The sequence below is a fragment of the Paenibacillus sp. ClWae2A genome, from assembly GCF_032452295.1.
Lineage (GTDB): Bacteria > Bacillota > Bacilli > Paenibacillales > Paenibacillaceae > Paenibacillus.
Map to the genome: position 1 here is coordinate 22,230 of NZ_JAULSQ010000018.1, position 16,186 is coordinate 38,415.

Annotated in this window: 11 protein-coding genes; 3 read left to right on the plus strand and 8 right to left on the minus strand. The window is 46.6% G+C overall.

Going from position 1 to position 16,186, the window contains the following annotated elements; all coding sequences use genetic code 11:
- Window positions 1–89 precede the first annotated feature (89 nt).
- The gene (locus QVE09_RS29025; RefSeq protein WP_062834072.1) at window positions 90–929 is read right to left on the minus strand and encodes a YitT family protein; all 840 of its coding nucleotides are present in this window, start codon (window positions 927–929) and stop codon (window positions 90–92) included.
- Window positions 930–1,304: 375 nt separating this feature from the next.
- Here QVE09_RS29025 and desA point away from each other — a divergent pair, with 375 nt between their 5' ends.
- The 3 genes from desA to QVE09_RS29040 all read left to right on the plus strand — a co-directional run bounded on the left by desA (window position 1,305) and on the right by QVE09_RS29040 (window position 4,195).
- Window positions 1,305–2,363: a Delta(5) desaturase DesA gene (gene desA, locus QVE09_RS29030; protein ID WP_315939636.1), complete on the plus strand. Its 1,059-nt coding sequence runs from the start codon at window positions 1,305–1,307 to the stop codon at window positions 2,361–2,363.
- Between the two features lie 87 nt (window positions 2,364–2,450).
- Window positions 2,451–3,599, plus strand: coding sequence for a sensor histidine kinase (locus QVE09_RS29035; RefSeq protein WP_315939671.1), 1,149 nt, complete (start codon window positions 2,451–2,453; stop codon window positions 3,597–3,599).
- The gene (locus QVE09_RS29040) at window positions 3,596–4,195 is read left to right on the plus strand and encodes a response regulator transcription factor (protein WP_307413297.1); all 600 of its coding nucleotides are present in this window, start codon (window positions 3,596–3,598) and stop codon (window positions 4,193–4,195) included. The genes QVE09_RS29035 and QVE09_RS29040 overlap by 4 nt, the downstream gene beginning before the upstream one ends.
- Window positions 4,196–4,380: 185 nt before the next feature.
- Here QVE09_RS29040 and QVE09_RS29045 read toward each other — a convergent pair whose 3' ends face one another.
- The 7 genes from QVE09_RS29045 to QVE09_RS29075 form a co-directional block, all read right to left on the minus strand.
- On the minus strand, window positions 4,381–5,292 hold the full coding sequence (locus QVE09_RS29045) for a hypothetical protein (protein WP_315939637.1): 912 nt from the start codon (window positions 5,290–5,292) through the stop codon (window positions 4,381–4,383).
- A gap of 44 nt (window positions 5,293–5,336) precedes the next feature.
- Window positions 5,337–6,077 carry a polysaccharide deacetylase family protein gene (locus QVE09_RS29050; protein ID WP_315939638.1) on the minus strand — a complete coding sequence of 247 codons (741 nt, stop codon included), beginning with the start codon at window positions 6,075–6,077 and terminating at the stop codon, window positions 5,337–5,339.
- Window positions 6,078–6,478: 401 nt separating this feature from the next.
- Window positions 6,479–6,982: a ferritin gene (locus tag QVE09_RS29055; protein ID WP_315939639.1), complete on the minus strand. Its 504-nt coding sequence runs from the start codon at window positions 6,980–6,982 to the stop codon at window positions 6,479–6,481.
- A 156-nt stretch (window positions 6,983–7,138) separates the two neighbouring features.
- The gene (locus QVE09_RS29060; protein WP_017688846.1) at window positions 7,139–7,258 is read right to left on the minus strand and encodes a hypothetical protein; all 120 of its coding nucleotides are present in this window, start codon (window positions 7,256–7,258) and stop codon (window positions 7,139–7,141) included.
- A gap of 99 nt (window positions 7,259–7,357) precedes the next feature.
- A complete protein-coding gene (locus QVE09_RS29065; protein WP_036608707.1) occupies window positions 7,358–7,615 on the minus strand; it encodes a YolD-like family protein in 258 nt (85 codons plus the stop codon).
- 153 nt (window positions 7,616–7,768) lie between these two features.
- Window positions 7,769–9,460 carry a DUF11 domain-containing protein gene (locus QVE09_RS29070; protein WP_315939640.1) on the minus strand — a complete coding sequence of 564 codons (1,692 nt, stop codon included), beginning with the start codon at window positions 9,458–9,460 and terminating at the stop codon, window positions 7,769–7,771.
- Window positions 9,457–16,170 (minus strand): DUF7507 domain-containing protein, encoded by a 6,714-nt coding sequence (locus tag QVE09_RS29075; RefSeq protein WP_315939641.1) that lies wholly within the window; start codon window positions 16,168–16,170, stop codon window positions 9,457–9,459. The genes QVE09_RS29070 and QVE09_RS29075 overlap by 4 nt, the downstream gene beginning before the upstream one ends.
- Between the last annotated feature and the right edge of the window lie 16 nt (window positions 16,171–16,186).

The window sequence follows — 16,186 nt, forward strand, 5'->3', positions numbered from 1 at the left end:
AACTAGATTAATACGGGATACAATTAACCTATCAAAAAAGTTGCGGTGATATTTCACCGCAACTCCTTTCTTCCTTATATACATATTCATTAAGTTTTGGAGAGTTCAATAAATCCTTCACCGAATACATCACGCACGTCATGAATGGTGATAAAAGCAATCTCGTCTTCCGCTCGTACAATCTTCTTCAGCATAGAAACTTCCTGCTTGCTAATCACAATGTATAGAATTTCTTTCTTATTTTTTGTGTAATAGCCATGACCGGACAGGACGGTTACTCCGCGATCCATCTTCTCAATGACTTGCTTCGCGATTTCATCCTGTTTGGAAGAGATAATCATAACTGCTTTTTTCGGATTGAGCCCTTCAATAATGAACTCCATCGTTTTGGTTCCGACAAACAGTAAAACAATGGTACACATTAATCCTTGCGGTCCAATGATGAAGTATGAGGAGAAAGCCACAATCAGATCGAAGAACAGAAGTCCGTAACTGATATTCCAATCCAGATATTTGTTGGCAAGTCGGGCCAGGATCACTGTCCCCGCCGTTGTGCCTCCCACTCTAACAATCAAGCCAATACCAAGACCGGCAAATACTCCAGCAAAGATGGTATTGATCCAGAGTTCATCCGATGCAATCGTCCAACTCTCCGTCAGATGCAGGAACAACGAGTTGAATACAACCGCAATAATCGTATATACCGTAGTCGTTTTATCAAGAAACCGATATCCCACAATTAACAAAATACCGTTCAGGATCAAGTTCATCAGTCCAGGGGACCATTCAAACAGGTAATACAAAATAATCGTGATACCCGTGACGCCGCCTTCAGCCAAATCGTTCGGGATGACAAACAGGTTCACCGCCAGTGCAAACAGAAATGCACCTGCCATAATAAATAGAATATCCGTAATTCGTTTCTTCATTATGCATTCCATCCAATCCATCAGAAATCAACCTAATCGACCCGTCTCATAAGTTGTCATAATCACTCAAGGATAGATTTTACCATGCTCTCAACAAAATTTGTATACATAATACAAATTGTTGCGTAATTTGTGCAAAGGAATTTGTAAAACCTGCTCTTCTGTCTTCTGCAGAGCTATTGAGCATCATACACCCATGACAAATGTCATGGTCCATCATTGATATTCATCATTACAGAGGGCTGACGTTTATGACTTACTGTCATGTTTGGATTGTTTTACAATGATAAAAACGCTTCCTAGAGGAAAGTCTTACCGGGAAACGTCAAGTTGTAGCTGAATACAGTTATGACGATTGAAGGAGGACACAATTTTATGAATCGATCAAAAGAAATGGCCTTAAAAAAGGAAGTTACCCCTTACGAAAAAAATGATCTCAGATTAAGTATCCGTCAGTTAATCAATACATTGCTCCCGCTCTTCTTGTTATGGGCTGCAGCTTACTTTAGCTTATCGGTTTCCTACTGGCTGACCTTCCCGATTGCCTTGGTAGCATCCGGATTTGTACTTCGGACCTTTATTATTTTCCATGACTGCTGTCATGGTTCATTCTTCAAGAGCAAACGCGCCAATGATATTCTCGGTACCATTACGGGTGTATTAACAGTGACACCCTATCAGCAGTGGAAAAACGAGCATTCTATCCATCACGCAACAAGCAGTAATCTTGACAAACGTGGTGTAGGTGATATCTGGGTTATGACGGTTGACGAATACAAAGCAGCTTCTCCTTGGGGACGCCTCTTCTATCGGATTTATCGTAACCCGTTTGTATTGTTTTGTATCGGACCTATCTACGTGTTTCTGTTGGCTTACCGTTTTAACCGTAAAGGTGCAAGACGTAAAGAACGTATCAACACACATCTGACTACAGCATTAATCGTAGTGCTCTATGCATTCATGTCCTGGTTAGTCGGATGGCAGGCTTTTGTAATGGTGCAGGCACCTATCTTCTTCTTCTCCGGTTTCTTTGGTATCTGGCTGTTCTACGTTCAACATCAGTTCGAAGAGACGTATTTTGAACATGAAGATGAATGGAGTTATGTAAAAGCAGCTGTTGAAGGCAGTTCTTATTACAAATTGCCAAAATTATTGCAATGGATCAGTGGTAATATTGGGTTTCACCATGTGCATCACTTGAGCCCGCGTGTACCTAACTATTTCTTGGAAGAAGCACATAACGCAACACCACCCTTGCAAAAAGCAACGACCATTACACTACGTTCCAGTCTGGTTGCCCTGCGCTTCCGCTTATGGGACGAAGATTCCAAACAATTTATTAGTTTCAGACAGCTCAAAAGCTTATCCCGCAAGCCGTATGTTCAACCGCCTATCCGAGTAACCAATCCAGCGGGTCTGACAGAGAAGCCTTAACTCTGTCGGATTCGTTTTCTTGTGTTCAAGTTATAGTCATGCTACAGTCATGCTAAAGTTGAGTACAAGTACAAGGAGGAGAATTACATTCAAAAGTGGATGCAAAATTTTTATAAAAAGACAGGATTGAATCTTTATGTGTGGCTCGCCTTTTTCATCCTGCCCTTCTATTTCATTTCACAATATTCCAAATTATGGACGTTGGTAACTGGCATCATCATCATCCTCGTTTTCTTCGTCTGCTATCTGCTCGCCTTCATCACCAAGGGCTGGCAGGTGTACATGTGGATTGGACTACTTATTGCCATATCCATTACGATGACTATCGCTTATGATTATGCCTATTTCTCATTGTTTCTTGCTTTTTTTATTGGGAATATTAAAAATAAAGCCGGTTTCTTCACCCTCTATTCGGTGAATTTGGGAGCCAGTTTCCTAACCATTAATTATGGTTTCATTAATCAGAGTTCTCTATTGGTGAGCCAACTCCCGTTTGTATTCATCAGCTTGATGGCCTCCATTCTGCTTCCCATCAGTACGTATAACAAAAACAAAACTGAACAATTGGAAGGTCAACTTGAGAATGCCAACAAACGACTGGATGATCTTGTGAAAATGGAAGAACGACAGCGTATCGCTCGTGACCTGCACGATACCCTTGGACAGAAGCTCTCACTGATCGGTCTGAAAACCGATCTGGCGAAGCGTTTGCTCCGCAATAATCCCGATCAGGCAGAGATCGAATTGAATGACCTCAGACAAACGGCAAGTACAGCTCTGAAGGAAGTTCGGGAAATGGTCACCACCATGCGTGGTACACAATTAGTCGATGAACTGTTCCGGGCGGAGCAGATTCTGAAGGCCGCTTCGATTGAATTTGAGCTTGAAGGCAATCCAAAGCTGCAAGACACATCGCAATTGAATGAAAATGTGATCGGCATGTGCTTGAAAGAAGCCGTCACCAATGTAGTCAAGCACAGTCAGGCCACGGTATGCACCATCATCATTAAAGAGACACAGTCTGATAACATTTTAACGGTTCGGGATAACGGTGTAGGCATAGAACGCACGCGCAACAAGGATCGACGCGGTACCGGCATTTTGGGTATGAAGGAACGACTTGAATTTGTGAACGGTTGTCTGGATCTTCGCTCCGGAGCAGATAAAACAGGCACACAACTCGTTATCCAGGTGCCTAAGCTGACACGCAAACCAATGAAGGAGGATACAACATGATCAGCATTGTAATCGCCGAGGACCAACGCATGATGCTGGGCGCCTTGTCTTCCCTGCTCAATCTGGAAAAAGACATGCAGGTGGTAGGACAGGCAAGCAATGGACAGGAAGCTTTGGCACTTGTCAAAGAACTGACCCCGGATATCTGTCTGATGGATATCGAAATGCCCGTCAAAAGTGGGCTAGAAGCGGCAGAAGAGATGAAAGGTTTGAACTGTAAAGTCATTATTCTGACCACTTTTGCCCGAACCGGCTATTTCGAACGTGCGCTAAAAGGCGGTGTTCGTGGATACCTGCTCAAGGATAGTCCGATTGAAGAACTGGCTGAAACCATCCGCCAAGTTATGAATGGCAGACGCATCTTTGCTCCCGACTTGGTAGATGAAGCTTATGTAGAAGAAAACCCCCTGACAGAACGGGAGAATGCTGTACTGGGCCTCATGGCAGATGGGAAGAACACCAAGGAAATCGCCGGGCATCTGTTCATCACAACCGGCACGGTGCGTAACTACATCTCCATTATTCTCAACAAGTTAAATGCCAGTAACCGTATTGAAGCCATCACTCGCTCCAAGGAAAAAGGGTGGTTCAAATGAAAGTACCGCTTTAACCCATTGAAACAAAAATAAGCATGCACCCCGGCTGCACAAGCTGCAATAACATGCTCAAAATAAAAAGCTTGGCCCAGAAAAAAATTGCTGGGCCAAGCTTTTTTATGTGTATCGTAACAATCCAACATTCATCTCTTCTACATTGCAGAATCAGAATATCCGTAAAACACTCAAGATTTCACAGAAACAGCCATGCCAAGAGCCTCTAATGGCACTTGATCGGTCTTAAGCTGATGAATTTTGTTACCGTCCTGCCATGAGATCGTTACATGAACAGACTTTCCATCACTTGGATATTCAACCTTGATATACCCTTTATCTTTGGGTACAGGCAAGGTATGTGACTCCAGATACTCCACCATTTTCTTCGCTATGCCCGGATTATTCATTTCATCTTCGGATACCGAACGAATTTCCAGCGTCCATCTACCTTCTTGCCAAGTCAGATATTGACTGCCTGCGGCACCTTCACTCATGCCTTTGATGCCATGTCCCAGATCCACAGCCATATCTGCTGGAATATCATTCAGGTCCGTCTCAGGGAAAATTTCTGACTGATTCGGGTCCTTATAGGTCTTCACTTCATAGGAAGCCAGTACAGGTATTTTACTATCGGATGCCGTTAACGATTGATCATTAACGGCAACAGACTGAGTGGTAGCGTAGAAGTTCACTTTAAATGTGTCAGCAGTATTGGACAATATTGCCGCACCCAGAGATGTACCCTTGTCCAATGTGAATGATGTGGGTAACGCTGCATCCTTCATCTTCAACTGGTTGCGAACTTGCTTGATCACATCGTTCACACCTGATTGACCAGTGGCAACTTGGTTGTCATTTGCCTTCGATCCTGATGTGTCTTCATTATCTGTTGTGCCCGTATTCTCTTTGGTTCCCGTTTCATTTTCATTAGAGAAATCAGCACCACCGCTGCCGGTCTCGGTCTGCTCACCCACTGTTGTCGTTGGTGAAGAATTATTCTCTGATGATGCTACATTTGAATCCGGTCCGCCACATCCTGCCAGAGCAAGTAAAACGGCCGTCGTTACTGGAATCGTGATCCATAATGGTTGTTTCTTCATAATGTGTACCTCCTTCGTTGTAGCCAATCTAAAAATTCAAAAGATTAACGCTTGTCGTTCCAGAAGTTAACCGGCTGCAATTTTTTGCTTAATACTTCAAAACGATACCCTTCTGACTTCAATGTTTTCAATACTTGCGGTAATACTTTCAGCGTTGCTTCCTGGTCGTGCATAAGCACAACAGGTGTTGTTCCGCTCTTTTGCACATTGTGGATCTGCTTCATTACACTGTTATAGACTTTCTGATGATCCTTCTTGTATTTCCAATCTTCCGAATCCACATTCCAATCCCACAGATGGAATCCACCCTGACCTAGCAACACATTACGGAATGCCGGTTTAAGATAAGGTTTACTACCATATGGCGTCCGCACGAGACTTGTTTTAACTCCGGCAACCTTGTTTAGACTTACATTGGCCTGTTGCATCTCTTTCAATCCGCTATAGGCAGATTTATAGAATTTGCCTGGAACATGAGTCACACCATGCAGCCCTAATCCATGCCCGTCAGCTACGATTCGTTTGGTAGCCTTCTGAAATTTCTCCATCTGAGGACCCAGCATGAAAAACGTTGCCTTTGCATTATACTGATCCAGTATATCCAGTAACTGACCCGTATGAGCGGTTGGCCCATCATCAAACGTCAGGTATATGATTTTGGAATTTGCCTTGCTTGCACCATCCTTGGATGTAGCTGATTTGGCAGATACCGACTGCGGCATTAATAGTGGAATCATTAGTAAAATAGCAAGTGTGACCATGATAGATTTGCGAATATGTAACATAATTAAAAATCTCCCTTGTGTGTTGTATTTCCCCGGGTGTCCATGTTTTCTACCTTCATCCCTTGGCGATTAATCCTAATACTATCAAAGATAGTGACTCCTGTTCTCGCTCCAAAGGCTACGGTAGAGTTACACTTTTGTCAGATAAACCTAAAATTTAATACGAATTTGATAGATTTGCGCAAAAAAAGATCCCGTCAGGATAGATCAATTGTGACATATCCTTTATTACCCACATTCAGGATTTTGATAGACTTTTGCTCCATTTCAAACAAATCAATACAATAATTAAATATCTATGCATGCAAAAAAGCCTGCACAAGTGCAGGCTTCTTCGTCTTCAATCTGCTGTATGTAAATGATGTTTTGTCGCTGGAATCTTATCGACTCCCTACGTGCATTTATTCAGCAGGAGCAGTGAACGAACGTTTGCCAAACTCGGCATCCAGCATGTAGAAGGCATTGCTGTCTTTTTCAATGCGGCGCAGCTTCTGAATAATGTTGTCAAACAATGCTTCCTCTTCAACTTGCTCATCAATGAACCATTTCAGGAAATACATCGTTGCATGTTCACGTTCATTCAGAGCGATGTCAGCCAGATTGTAGAATTTTTTCGTGTTTTGCTGTTCATGAGCATAACCATGCTCAAATACATCCAGCATTGAAGCATATTCATTCTTCGGTTCTGGCAAAGCCGCAAGTGTGGCACGTTGTCCACGATCATTCAGGAATTTGTATATTTTCATGCCATGGAATCGCTCTTCTTCCGCTTGCACGATGAAAAAGTTCGCAAATCCATCCAGACTTTTGCTGGAACAATAGGCTGCCATAGCCAGATATACATGAGCGGAATAAAACTCAAAGTTCATCTGTTCATTTAAAGATACTGTTAACTCTTGGCTCATTATTCAAACACCTCTTTCTTTCTCTAGGGATGGTTATATTCTAACATAACGTCAGCAGGACTTACACCGAATTTCTACAAAATTCGCCAATGACTGAACGAACAAAAAAGCTCTGCCGTGATGGCAGAACTTCTTTCATTCTTTAGAGATATGCAATTATACCAAGAACGCTTTGGAGATGATAACCAACAGGATGAACAGAACCAGAATGGCACCTACAGAAGTAAAACCTCCGTATCCGTAGCCTCTTGTTTCTCCACCTAATACTTCGCTCATTGACCGTACCTCCTCTGCAACAGGTATGGGTTATCTTATGCAGGAAGAACGACTTTGACAGGGCGGATGCCCTAATTATTCAGATTGCTGTTTTTTCGTTCAGTACCGGGGAGATTGCACACGCATGATATCCAGAAAAGGCACCTTCGCTGTGAACTCTTCTTCGGTATACTCGACATGCACGAGTCGTGTCCGAGAGTCCATTTTGACGATGACTCCTTGCACCTGATCTTCTTTGCCCCATACCGTCAACAATACTTCTGAACGTTCCCGAAAGGCTTCAACCAGCTGATTCCCCAACTCTTCAAGTTCAAACTCATCCCGTGTAGGTCTTTTTGCAACTTTTGCTTTTGCCAATGTGGCTGCCTCCTCTACTCCGACGTCCCGATTCCACGGGTTGATTGCCGAGTTCATATTCAATTAGTATACCATTCATTTACGTTCGTGTAATCTCATGGCATACAGAATGAGCAATTTCCTCAGGCAAGTTACCTTTAACCGTGTTACCCCCTATTCTTCTCCATACTCCACAATGATGCTGTACTCATTCGATCGGGATTCGCCTGCCCGTTTTTGTCCATTCCATTCATACGTGTACCTAGCAATCAAGGCTCCTTGCAGTGTCCCCGTCTTCTCAGGAGCTAGCTGCGCTACATAGGAGATGTTTCTTTCCGTTCCAGGCTTAACCTCGCCCACATGCAGAACCCGTGGTGTGGAATACTCTGGTATGCTCAATTGGAGTTCACCCGTAGCTTGCCCAAGCCATCTGGCACCCTCAGGTAAAATGCTCCCAAGTTGTACGCGTGCTGGCAAATTGCCCGTATTCACCACACGTACCTGAAAAGTGACGGTACCCCCCTGCTCGACCAATGTGGGTATCACTTGAACATAAGCCTGAATTACCGGCGCTTTCAATTCGACCACAGCTTCATTGGATGTAATCATCCGCTGCACTGACCGTGAATCCGGTAAGCGAAATGTATATATCAGGCTGGCATGATTCACATACCTGTAGTCATCAGGCGTCGATTCATCTCGATCTGCAAGTTTCGCTTCGAACTGAATATTCAGATTAGACCGGGCAGTTAATGTCCCCAGATTAAGCCCTTTAACCAGACTGGTTCCGGGACGTTTAACCCCATTCCAGCCCAGACTGCCTTCGACAAATGTCATACCTGTTGGCAATACATCCAGAAGGGTTCCATCCACCGCATAGCTGCTTGCATTGGAGACGGTAATATTATATTGGACGGCATCACCCCATGTGGCCGTTACCGGGAGCACACTTTTCACCACAGAGATCTGGGGCTGTATGACTTCCAGTGTAACCTGATTGGAGTAGACCGTCTCCTGCTGCCCTACCGAGATATACTTCAGTACAGCTACACTTGATATTACGTTCGCATCGCTTCCCCCCGTAACCTGAACTCGATATTGTATCCTAACGGAGCTTCCGGGCAAGATCTCTCCAAGTTCTATTCCTGTATCAGGCGTTACTTGTGGCGCAAACATCTCATCTACTATGACACTGGCAGGTATAAAAACAATACCTTGCGGCAAAGAGACCGTTACCTGAGCCCCTGTCGCTGCAATAAACCCCGGATTGCTCACGATGACGGTGTACATGATGATATCCCCGGAGAATGTTTGGGAACGCTCGGCTTGCAGGCTGATTTCAAGCCGGGACGAGACCATGCTTACCTCCACGGTGTTGGATCTCTCCACACCCCTTACTGTCCTGCCTTCAGATGTCCCAAACTCATAGTTAACCTGGGCTTGATTGAGCAGCTTTAAGCCAGTGGGTATCCGCAAGACTACTACTTGAAAGTGATATCTCAGCGTTGCTCCTGGCGCGATCTCTGCTGGAGGCAGCCCGTGCTCCGGGGATGCCCCCGGTAATGGAATTCCATCGCGTAAAACACTATTTGGAAGAAGGGATGTTTCGGCGGATAAAGAATCCACGACATGAATTGTAGCTGTACAATTACCTGTGTTAACAATCTCGATCATGTAGGTCAGGGACTGCCCCAGTGTAGCCATAGCTACATTGCATTGCTTTTTCACTTCCAGCCTGGGCCCGACCCATGGAGTAATGACTGTATTGGAATACGCCACCTGTTCCAGTTCAGTCGTACCCGAGCTGAATCGAACCAGCGACTGATTCTGAAGCCAGTGGGACAACGGACCGGACGATTGACTCATAACACAACGACCTCTACTCGGAATGTAACGGTAACGGAAGAGCCAGCAGCAATGGAACCAAGCGTAATTCCTGTATTCGGATTTCCAGTAGGTCTTGCTACACCATCCACGGTCACACTCCCGGTTACAAATACCGTTCCTGCCGGCACAGGGTCAACCATGACAACATTATTCACCACTTCAATGCCGCTATTGGTTACAACAACCGTGTAGGTGATTACATCGCCAACAACAGCATCAATGGCACTTGTGCTTTTGGCAACAACAACATTTGGTGCAGATACAGGAATCACCAGCACGTTGGAAGACACGCTTCCCGTCAACAGACGGCCATCCGGAGGACTAAAGGTATAGTTGGCAGTGGCCTGATTAATCAGTTGCTGATTCTGAGGCAATGAATCCACCGTAACTTCAAGCGTAACCGTTACATTCACCGATCCACCTGGCGGTATCGTACCCACCACAATCCCCGATTCCGGATCGGCTCCTGGCTGTGGAACACCATCGATCAGGACACTGTTGGGAAGCAGTACGGCTCCAGCCGGTATATTGTCCGTTAAGGTCAAGTTGGCTGCAAGATTCCCGCTATTGTTGATGGTGAAAGAATAGGTGATGGTGTCACCAATCGTTGCGTTAGAGGTGCTGGCTGTTTTGGTTAAAGCGACTATCGGTTGATAAATAGGTGTTACAACTATATTCGAATACGTAGCTCCAGAGAAAACGCCAGATGTAAAACTTACAGAAGATTGGCTGCTCACTTGTGGTGGTGTTGGAAGTGAATTGACCCGAACCGCATATGAAACGGCTACAGATGCTCCCGGTGCCAGCGTGCCCAGAGCAATTCCAAGCGCAGGGTTGGCTAAGGCACGTGGAACACCGTCCACCAGAACACTGCCTGTAACAAATGTGGTGGCTGGGCTAATCGGATCGGTGATCACAATGTTGTTAACCGGGTCAATTCCGTTATTGCTCACAACCATCTCGTATACGATCGTGTCCCCCACCACAGCATCAATGACCGGAGTGGTCTTCACAACGCTGACATTTGGAGCAGATACTTGAATGTTGAGTGCATTGGACGTAATCGTGCCTCCAAGTGTTCTTCCATCAGGTAATGTATACGAAAATGTCGCAGAAGCCTGATTGGTGATGGACTGACTCAAAGGTAATGTCACGATCACAACAGAGAATATAACCGTGGTTGTTGTGGATACAACCCCCAGTGGAATACCCGAAGCTGGATCAGCACCTGGTGCTGAAGCGCCATTAATAATGACACTATTCGGTACAAGCTCCGTTCCAGCCGGAATGGTATCCGTTAACGTGACAGATGCTCCGTAGTTTCCGCTATTGGTAATGGCAATGCTGTAGACCACCGTATCTCCCACAGTTGCAATTGCCCGATCTCCTGTTTTGACAGCAGCCAGAATAGGTTGGTACACCGGTGTTGTAATGGTATTGGAGAATGTGGTCGCAGAGAATGCACCGGATGTAAAGCTCACGGTTGACTGATTGTTCAAAACTGCACTTGCTGGAAGAGATGTAACCTGCACACTAAACACAACTGTCACGGTTACGCCCGGTGCAATGGAACCCAGCGTTATTCCCGTAGAAGGATTGGCGCCAGGGCGCAGAACACCATCGACAAACACACTTCCTGCCGTAAGAAGGGTACTTGCTGGCAACGCATCTGTAAAAATCACATTGCTTACACTGGCAATTCCGTTATTGGTTACGGCGATGCTGTACGTCACGGTATCCCCGACGGAAACAGCTGTGGATGTCGTAGATTTGACCACATCCACATCCGGTGCGGAAACTGAAATGGTAAGCACATTGGATAACACTGTCCCTGTAATATTCCGTCCGTCCGGCAATGTAAAGGATAACGCAACTGAGGCCTGATTCACGAGCTGCTGCGGGGTAGGCAATGTATCAATCACTACGGAAAACGTAATCGTAGTTGTAGCTCCGGCAGCCACATTTCCTGCGGGAATACCCGTTGCCGGATTTGCAGCCGGTAACGGCTGACCGTTCACAATGACACTATTCGGTACAAGAATGGTACCGGCTGGAAGGTTATCCGACAGATTGATCTGGGCACCGTAGTTCCCCTGATTACTCACGGTTATCGTATAGCTGACCGTATCCCCGACGGTAGCATTCTGGGTACTTGCTATCTTTTGTGCCGAAAGAATCGGCTGGTATACCGGAGTGACCACGGTATTGGAAAACGTCGTGCTTGAGAACGCCCCGGAGGTAAAACTGACCGTAGAACGATTGCTCAACTGTCCTCCAGCAGGAATCTCATTGACCCTGACACTGAACGTCACTGTCGCGGATGTCCCAGGTCCCAGTGTAGCTAGTGATATCCCACCTGCTGGATTGGCATTAGGTTGGACTACCCCATTCACGGTTACACTGCCTGTGTTGAAAGTCGTCCCAGACGGAATCGGATCAGAAAACTGGATATTGCTTACCGGCGCTATCCCGCTATTCGTAACCAGGATGGAATAGCTAACGGTATCGCCTACGGCAGCAGCAGTCGATGTAGTACTTTTGACCACAGCAACGTTAGGTGACGATACTGGAAATGTCAGTGTATTGGAAGTGGCTGTACCCGTTAACGTTCTTCCGTCAGGAGGTGTAAATGTAAAGGATGATGTTGCAAAATTGCTGAGCTGCTGAGGCGATGGAAGTGAATTCACGACCACGGCAAACGTGACAACCGCTGTCGCTCCGGCTGCTACAATACCAACCGGAATACCTGCTCCAGGTGTTGCTCCCGGCTGTGGCACACCGGATACTACCACACTGTTTGGAACAATCGTTGTCGCAGCCGGAATGGTATCGGTCAGCGTTACATTGGCCTGCAGATTACCTGCATTGCTCACTGTCACCGTATATACAACCGTATCACCTACAGTTGCATTAACTGTATTCGCCGTTTTGACAAGTGAGATCTGTGGCTGTATGACCGGAGTCTGTGTGGTATTGGACGATGATGACCCCGAAAATGAACCGGATGTGAAACTGACCGTCGACTGATTGTTAATCTGCGAAGGGATCGGCATAGTTATCCTCACCTCAAAAGTTACGGTTACTTCAGCCCCTGGGGCCAATGTACCGATTGGAATGCCGGCGGTCGGATTGGAGAGCGGGAATGAAGTCCCGTTCACAATGACACTTCCGGGTATAAATGGGGTATTCGAAGGAAGAGGGTTCGTGTATACCACGTTGTTCACTGCCACCGTTCCGTTGTTACGAATGACCGAAGTATACCTGATGACATCTCCGGATACGGCGTAATCTACATTGTCACTGTTTACAATGCTTACATTCGGCAGGGATACGGGAATGGTGATTGTGTTTGATGATACAAAACCTGAAATATTCCTTCCGCTTGGAAGAGCATAGCTATAGGATGCGAGAGCTTGATTGATTAACTGCCTTGCATCTGGCAGACTTGTGACTGTTGCAAGGAAAGTGACTGTCGCGCTTGCTCCCGCAGCCAGTACTCCCAGACTAATACCGGAGTTTGGGCTGATTCCGGGTACAGGCGAGCCATTAATGATGACACTATTGGTATTAAAGATTGCTCCGGCAGGAACCGGATCTGTTAAAGTAACCGTTGCTGCAATATTGCCTGTATTCGTAATCTGGAGGGTGTAATTAAAAGTATCTCCCACAGTCAGACTCGTTGTGCTAGCCGATTTCACTACTTGAATAACAGGTTGAAATACTGGCGTATTTACTGTCACAGATGAGGACACGCCATTAAAACTGCCCGACGTAAAAGCTGTACTTGCCCGGTTGCTGACCGAACCTGAGGCAGGAATAGAGGTCACTCTTGTCTGATAGGTCACGGTTACATTACTGGAGCTATTCAACGTTCCCAAAGCAATGCCCGAAACCGGATTTGCATTTCTTGCAGCCGAACCATTAATTGTGACACTGCCGGATACAAATTCAGAACCGGCAGAAAGCGTATCGGATAGAATCAGGTTCTGAACTGCCCCACTGCCAGAATTCGTAGTTACAACCGTATAGGTAAGCACATCTCCTACAGTGGCATCTGCTGTATTGACTGTTTTGGCAACGGATATGTTGGGTGCCGAAGCGGGAATACGAACGATATTGGACAGCGCACTTCCTGACAGATTACGTCCACTCGGGAGCTGGTACGTGTAATTTCCCGTTCCCTGATTCTCCAATGTTGGCGGGGTCGGGAGCGTTGTCAGTGACGTGCGAAATACCACTGTGGCGCTCCCGCCAGGCTGGAGACTCCCCAGCGTGATCCCGGTTAAAGGACTAACCCCTGGACGCGCGGTTCCATTCACGGTTACCGAATCAGGAATGAACGTGAGTCCTGTCGGGATCGTATCCGTCACGTTCACTTGTGCTGCGATATTCCCGCTATTCGACACGAGCAGTGTATACACAAGCTGATCTCCCAACGTCGCATTGGTCTCATTCGCCGACTTATTGATTGTAATCACAGGCTGGTATACTGGTGTTGTAATGGAATTTGAGTTAGAGATTCCGGTGAACGTGCCTGAACTATAAGATACGACCGCCCGATTGACGAACGAACCCGTAGTAGGCAAAAACTGCACATTAACCTGAAATGTGACGGTTGCCGAGCTTCCTGCTGTTAATGTACCCAGGGCTATACCACTGGCCGGATTAGCTGCCGTTACACTGGCCCCCCTGACAACCACACTTCCAGGTACAAAAGATAGACCCGCCGGAAGACTATCGGTTAAGACGGCGTTATTTATCGTTTGTATGCCACCATTCGTCGTAACCACCGAATACGTAAAGGTCTCACCAACAGCAACGTCTGTTACCGTTGCATTTTTCACAACGGATACGTTCGGTAAGGTTACCGGAATCGTCAGTGTGTTTGAAGCTAGCGTACCCGTTATGGTCCGCCCGTCAGGGGAAAGGAATGAATAGGAAGCCGTAGCCTGATCCACCAACGTAGGCGGTGTAGGAAGATTCGTGACCAGCACTTGAAAGGTTATCGTGGTTAAACTTCCCGCTGCAAGACTGCCCAGATTAACTCCCGTAACCGGATTGGCACCTGCGATGACAGTTCCGTTCACACGGAAACTCCCCGGAACATAGGTACTGCCACTTGGAATATTATCGGCGATGGTAACGTTGGCTCCGACGTTTCCACCATTCGTCACCTGGAGCGTGTAGGTAACCTGATCTCCAACCGTAGCATTTGTTGTACTTGCCGATTTCACAATGGACAGGTTAGGTGAATACACAGGAAGTGTAGAGTTATTCGATGGAATGACGCCTGTGATGATCGATCCGCCTGCAACACTTTGAAAGGTAAAAGCGGCATTTGCGGAATTGACGAGTTGAAGGATGCTTGCATCATTAGCAATTAATGCGCGATAGGTCACGACAATGCTGTTGCTCAAATTCAACGAACCCAGCGGTATACCTGCTGTCACATCCAGCGTTGGGCGAGCCACTCCGGCCACCGTGACGCTTCCAGGAATGAAAGTCAGACCCGGTGGTAATGTATCAGACAATACCACGCTCGCAGCACTGGCTGTACCGGCATTACTAATCGTTACCGTGTAGAGGACACTGTCTCCCGCGACAGCTCCAATCGCCACAGAAGCCTTGGCCACAGTAATTTTGGGTGCGTTGATATCGACTTGTATTGCATTCGCGTTCACAATGTACGCATCGCCTGAAGTCGTTAGCGTAAGTACTGCCGAGGATTGATTGTTAATCAGCCTGGCAGACACATCCACATTGGTAATATCCCAGCCTTGACGTCCACCGATAATATTGGTGCCTGGAGCCCCGTTGATCTGATTTCGTGTCCCGAAAGTGCCCGTTGTGTTAAGCGCACCCGTATCACCATTGATTTGGGACGCAAAGAAGTTCGCAGCCAGATTGTTCGGCCCGGATAAGGCCACTGAAGTCGCAGAGGTCGGCCCGAATAAAGCCTGATCTCCTGTTCGATTCGCATCACCTTCCTGCGCACTGAACAGCGCTCTTCCTCCGAGTACACCAGAGAGTGGAGTTGCGAATCCTGTCAGTGTTGTTACGACCGGTGGAGAAGTGGATTGAACAAGTACGCCGCCTGCACGCAAAGACATGTTGCGAAAAGGGAGATTGGGATTCTGATAGATAACCCCAAGTGTCCATCCCGCATGATTGGCCGTGGAATCATTCGTAATTACAATAGTCCCTACCACTGCTCCGGTGATATATGTACCGGCTCCCCCGCTTTGTACAAGTGTAGTCACATTGGCGGAACGTACATAGCCAGCAGCACCGCCCCCCAGATCGAATTGATTGTAGGTAAGTGGATCAGGGGTCACACTGGAAGTCCCTGCGGGTGTAATAAACGTAACCGGATTGTTGATGGCAGCACTCAGATTGACTGTACCATTGATGTAACTGCCGCCCCAGATCAATTCTGCATACAGAACGGTACTTCCAGCAGGCAGTGTAAGAATGGCTGCTGAACTGTTACTTTGATACAAGCTTGTAGTTCCCAGTGGGTAGGTGCCGTACTGGACGCTGGTATTGGTTGTGGTAAAACCTCCAATACTGTCCTGTGTTCCGGGTACCCCTGCTGTTTCCGAACGACTCAGTCCAAGCGTGTTACCCGTAAACGTAATCGCTCCCGTAGCGTTGACGGTTGAACGAACCACAAGAGGAATGGAATTCACCTCCCCTTCAGCAAGA

Excerpts from the sequence above, each read along its gene's own strand:
- QVE09_RS29050 (WP_315939638.1), bottom strand. The coding sequence starts at position 6,077 with ATGTTACATATTCGCAAATCTATCATGGTCACACTTGCTATTTTACTA.
- QVE09_RS29025 (WP_062834072.1), bottom strand. The coding sequence starts at position 929 with ATGAAGAAACGAATTACGGATATTCTATTTATTATGGCAGGTGCATTT.
- QVE09_RS29055 (WP_315939639.1), bottom strand. The coding sequence starts at position 6,982 with ATGAGCCAAGAGTTAACAGTATCTTTAAATGAACAGATGAACTTTGAG.
- QVE09_RS29070 (WP_315939640.1), bottom strand. The coding sequence starts at position 9,460 with ATGAGTCAATCGTCCGGTCCGTTGTCCCACTGGCTTCAGAATCAGTCG.
- QVE09_RS29060 (WP_017688846.1), bottom strand. The coding sequence starts at position 7,258 with ATGAGCGAAGTATTAGGTGGAGAAACAAGAGGCTACGGATACGGAGGT.
- QVE09_RS29040 (WP_307413297.1), top strand. The coding sequence starts at position 3,596 with ATGATCAGCATTGTAATCGCCGAGGACCAACGCATGATGCTGGGCGCC.
- desA (WP_315939636.1), top strand. The coding sequence starts at position 1,305 with ATGAATCGATCAAAAGAAATGGCCTTAAAAAAGGAAGTTACCCCTTAC.
- QVE09_RS29045 (WP_315939637.1), bottom strand. The coding sequence starts at position 5,292 with ATGAAGAAACAACCATTATGGATCACGATTCCAGTAACGACGGCCGTT.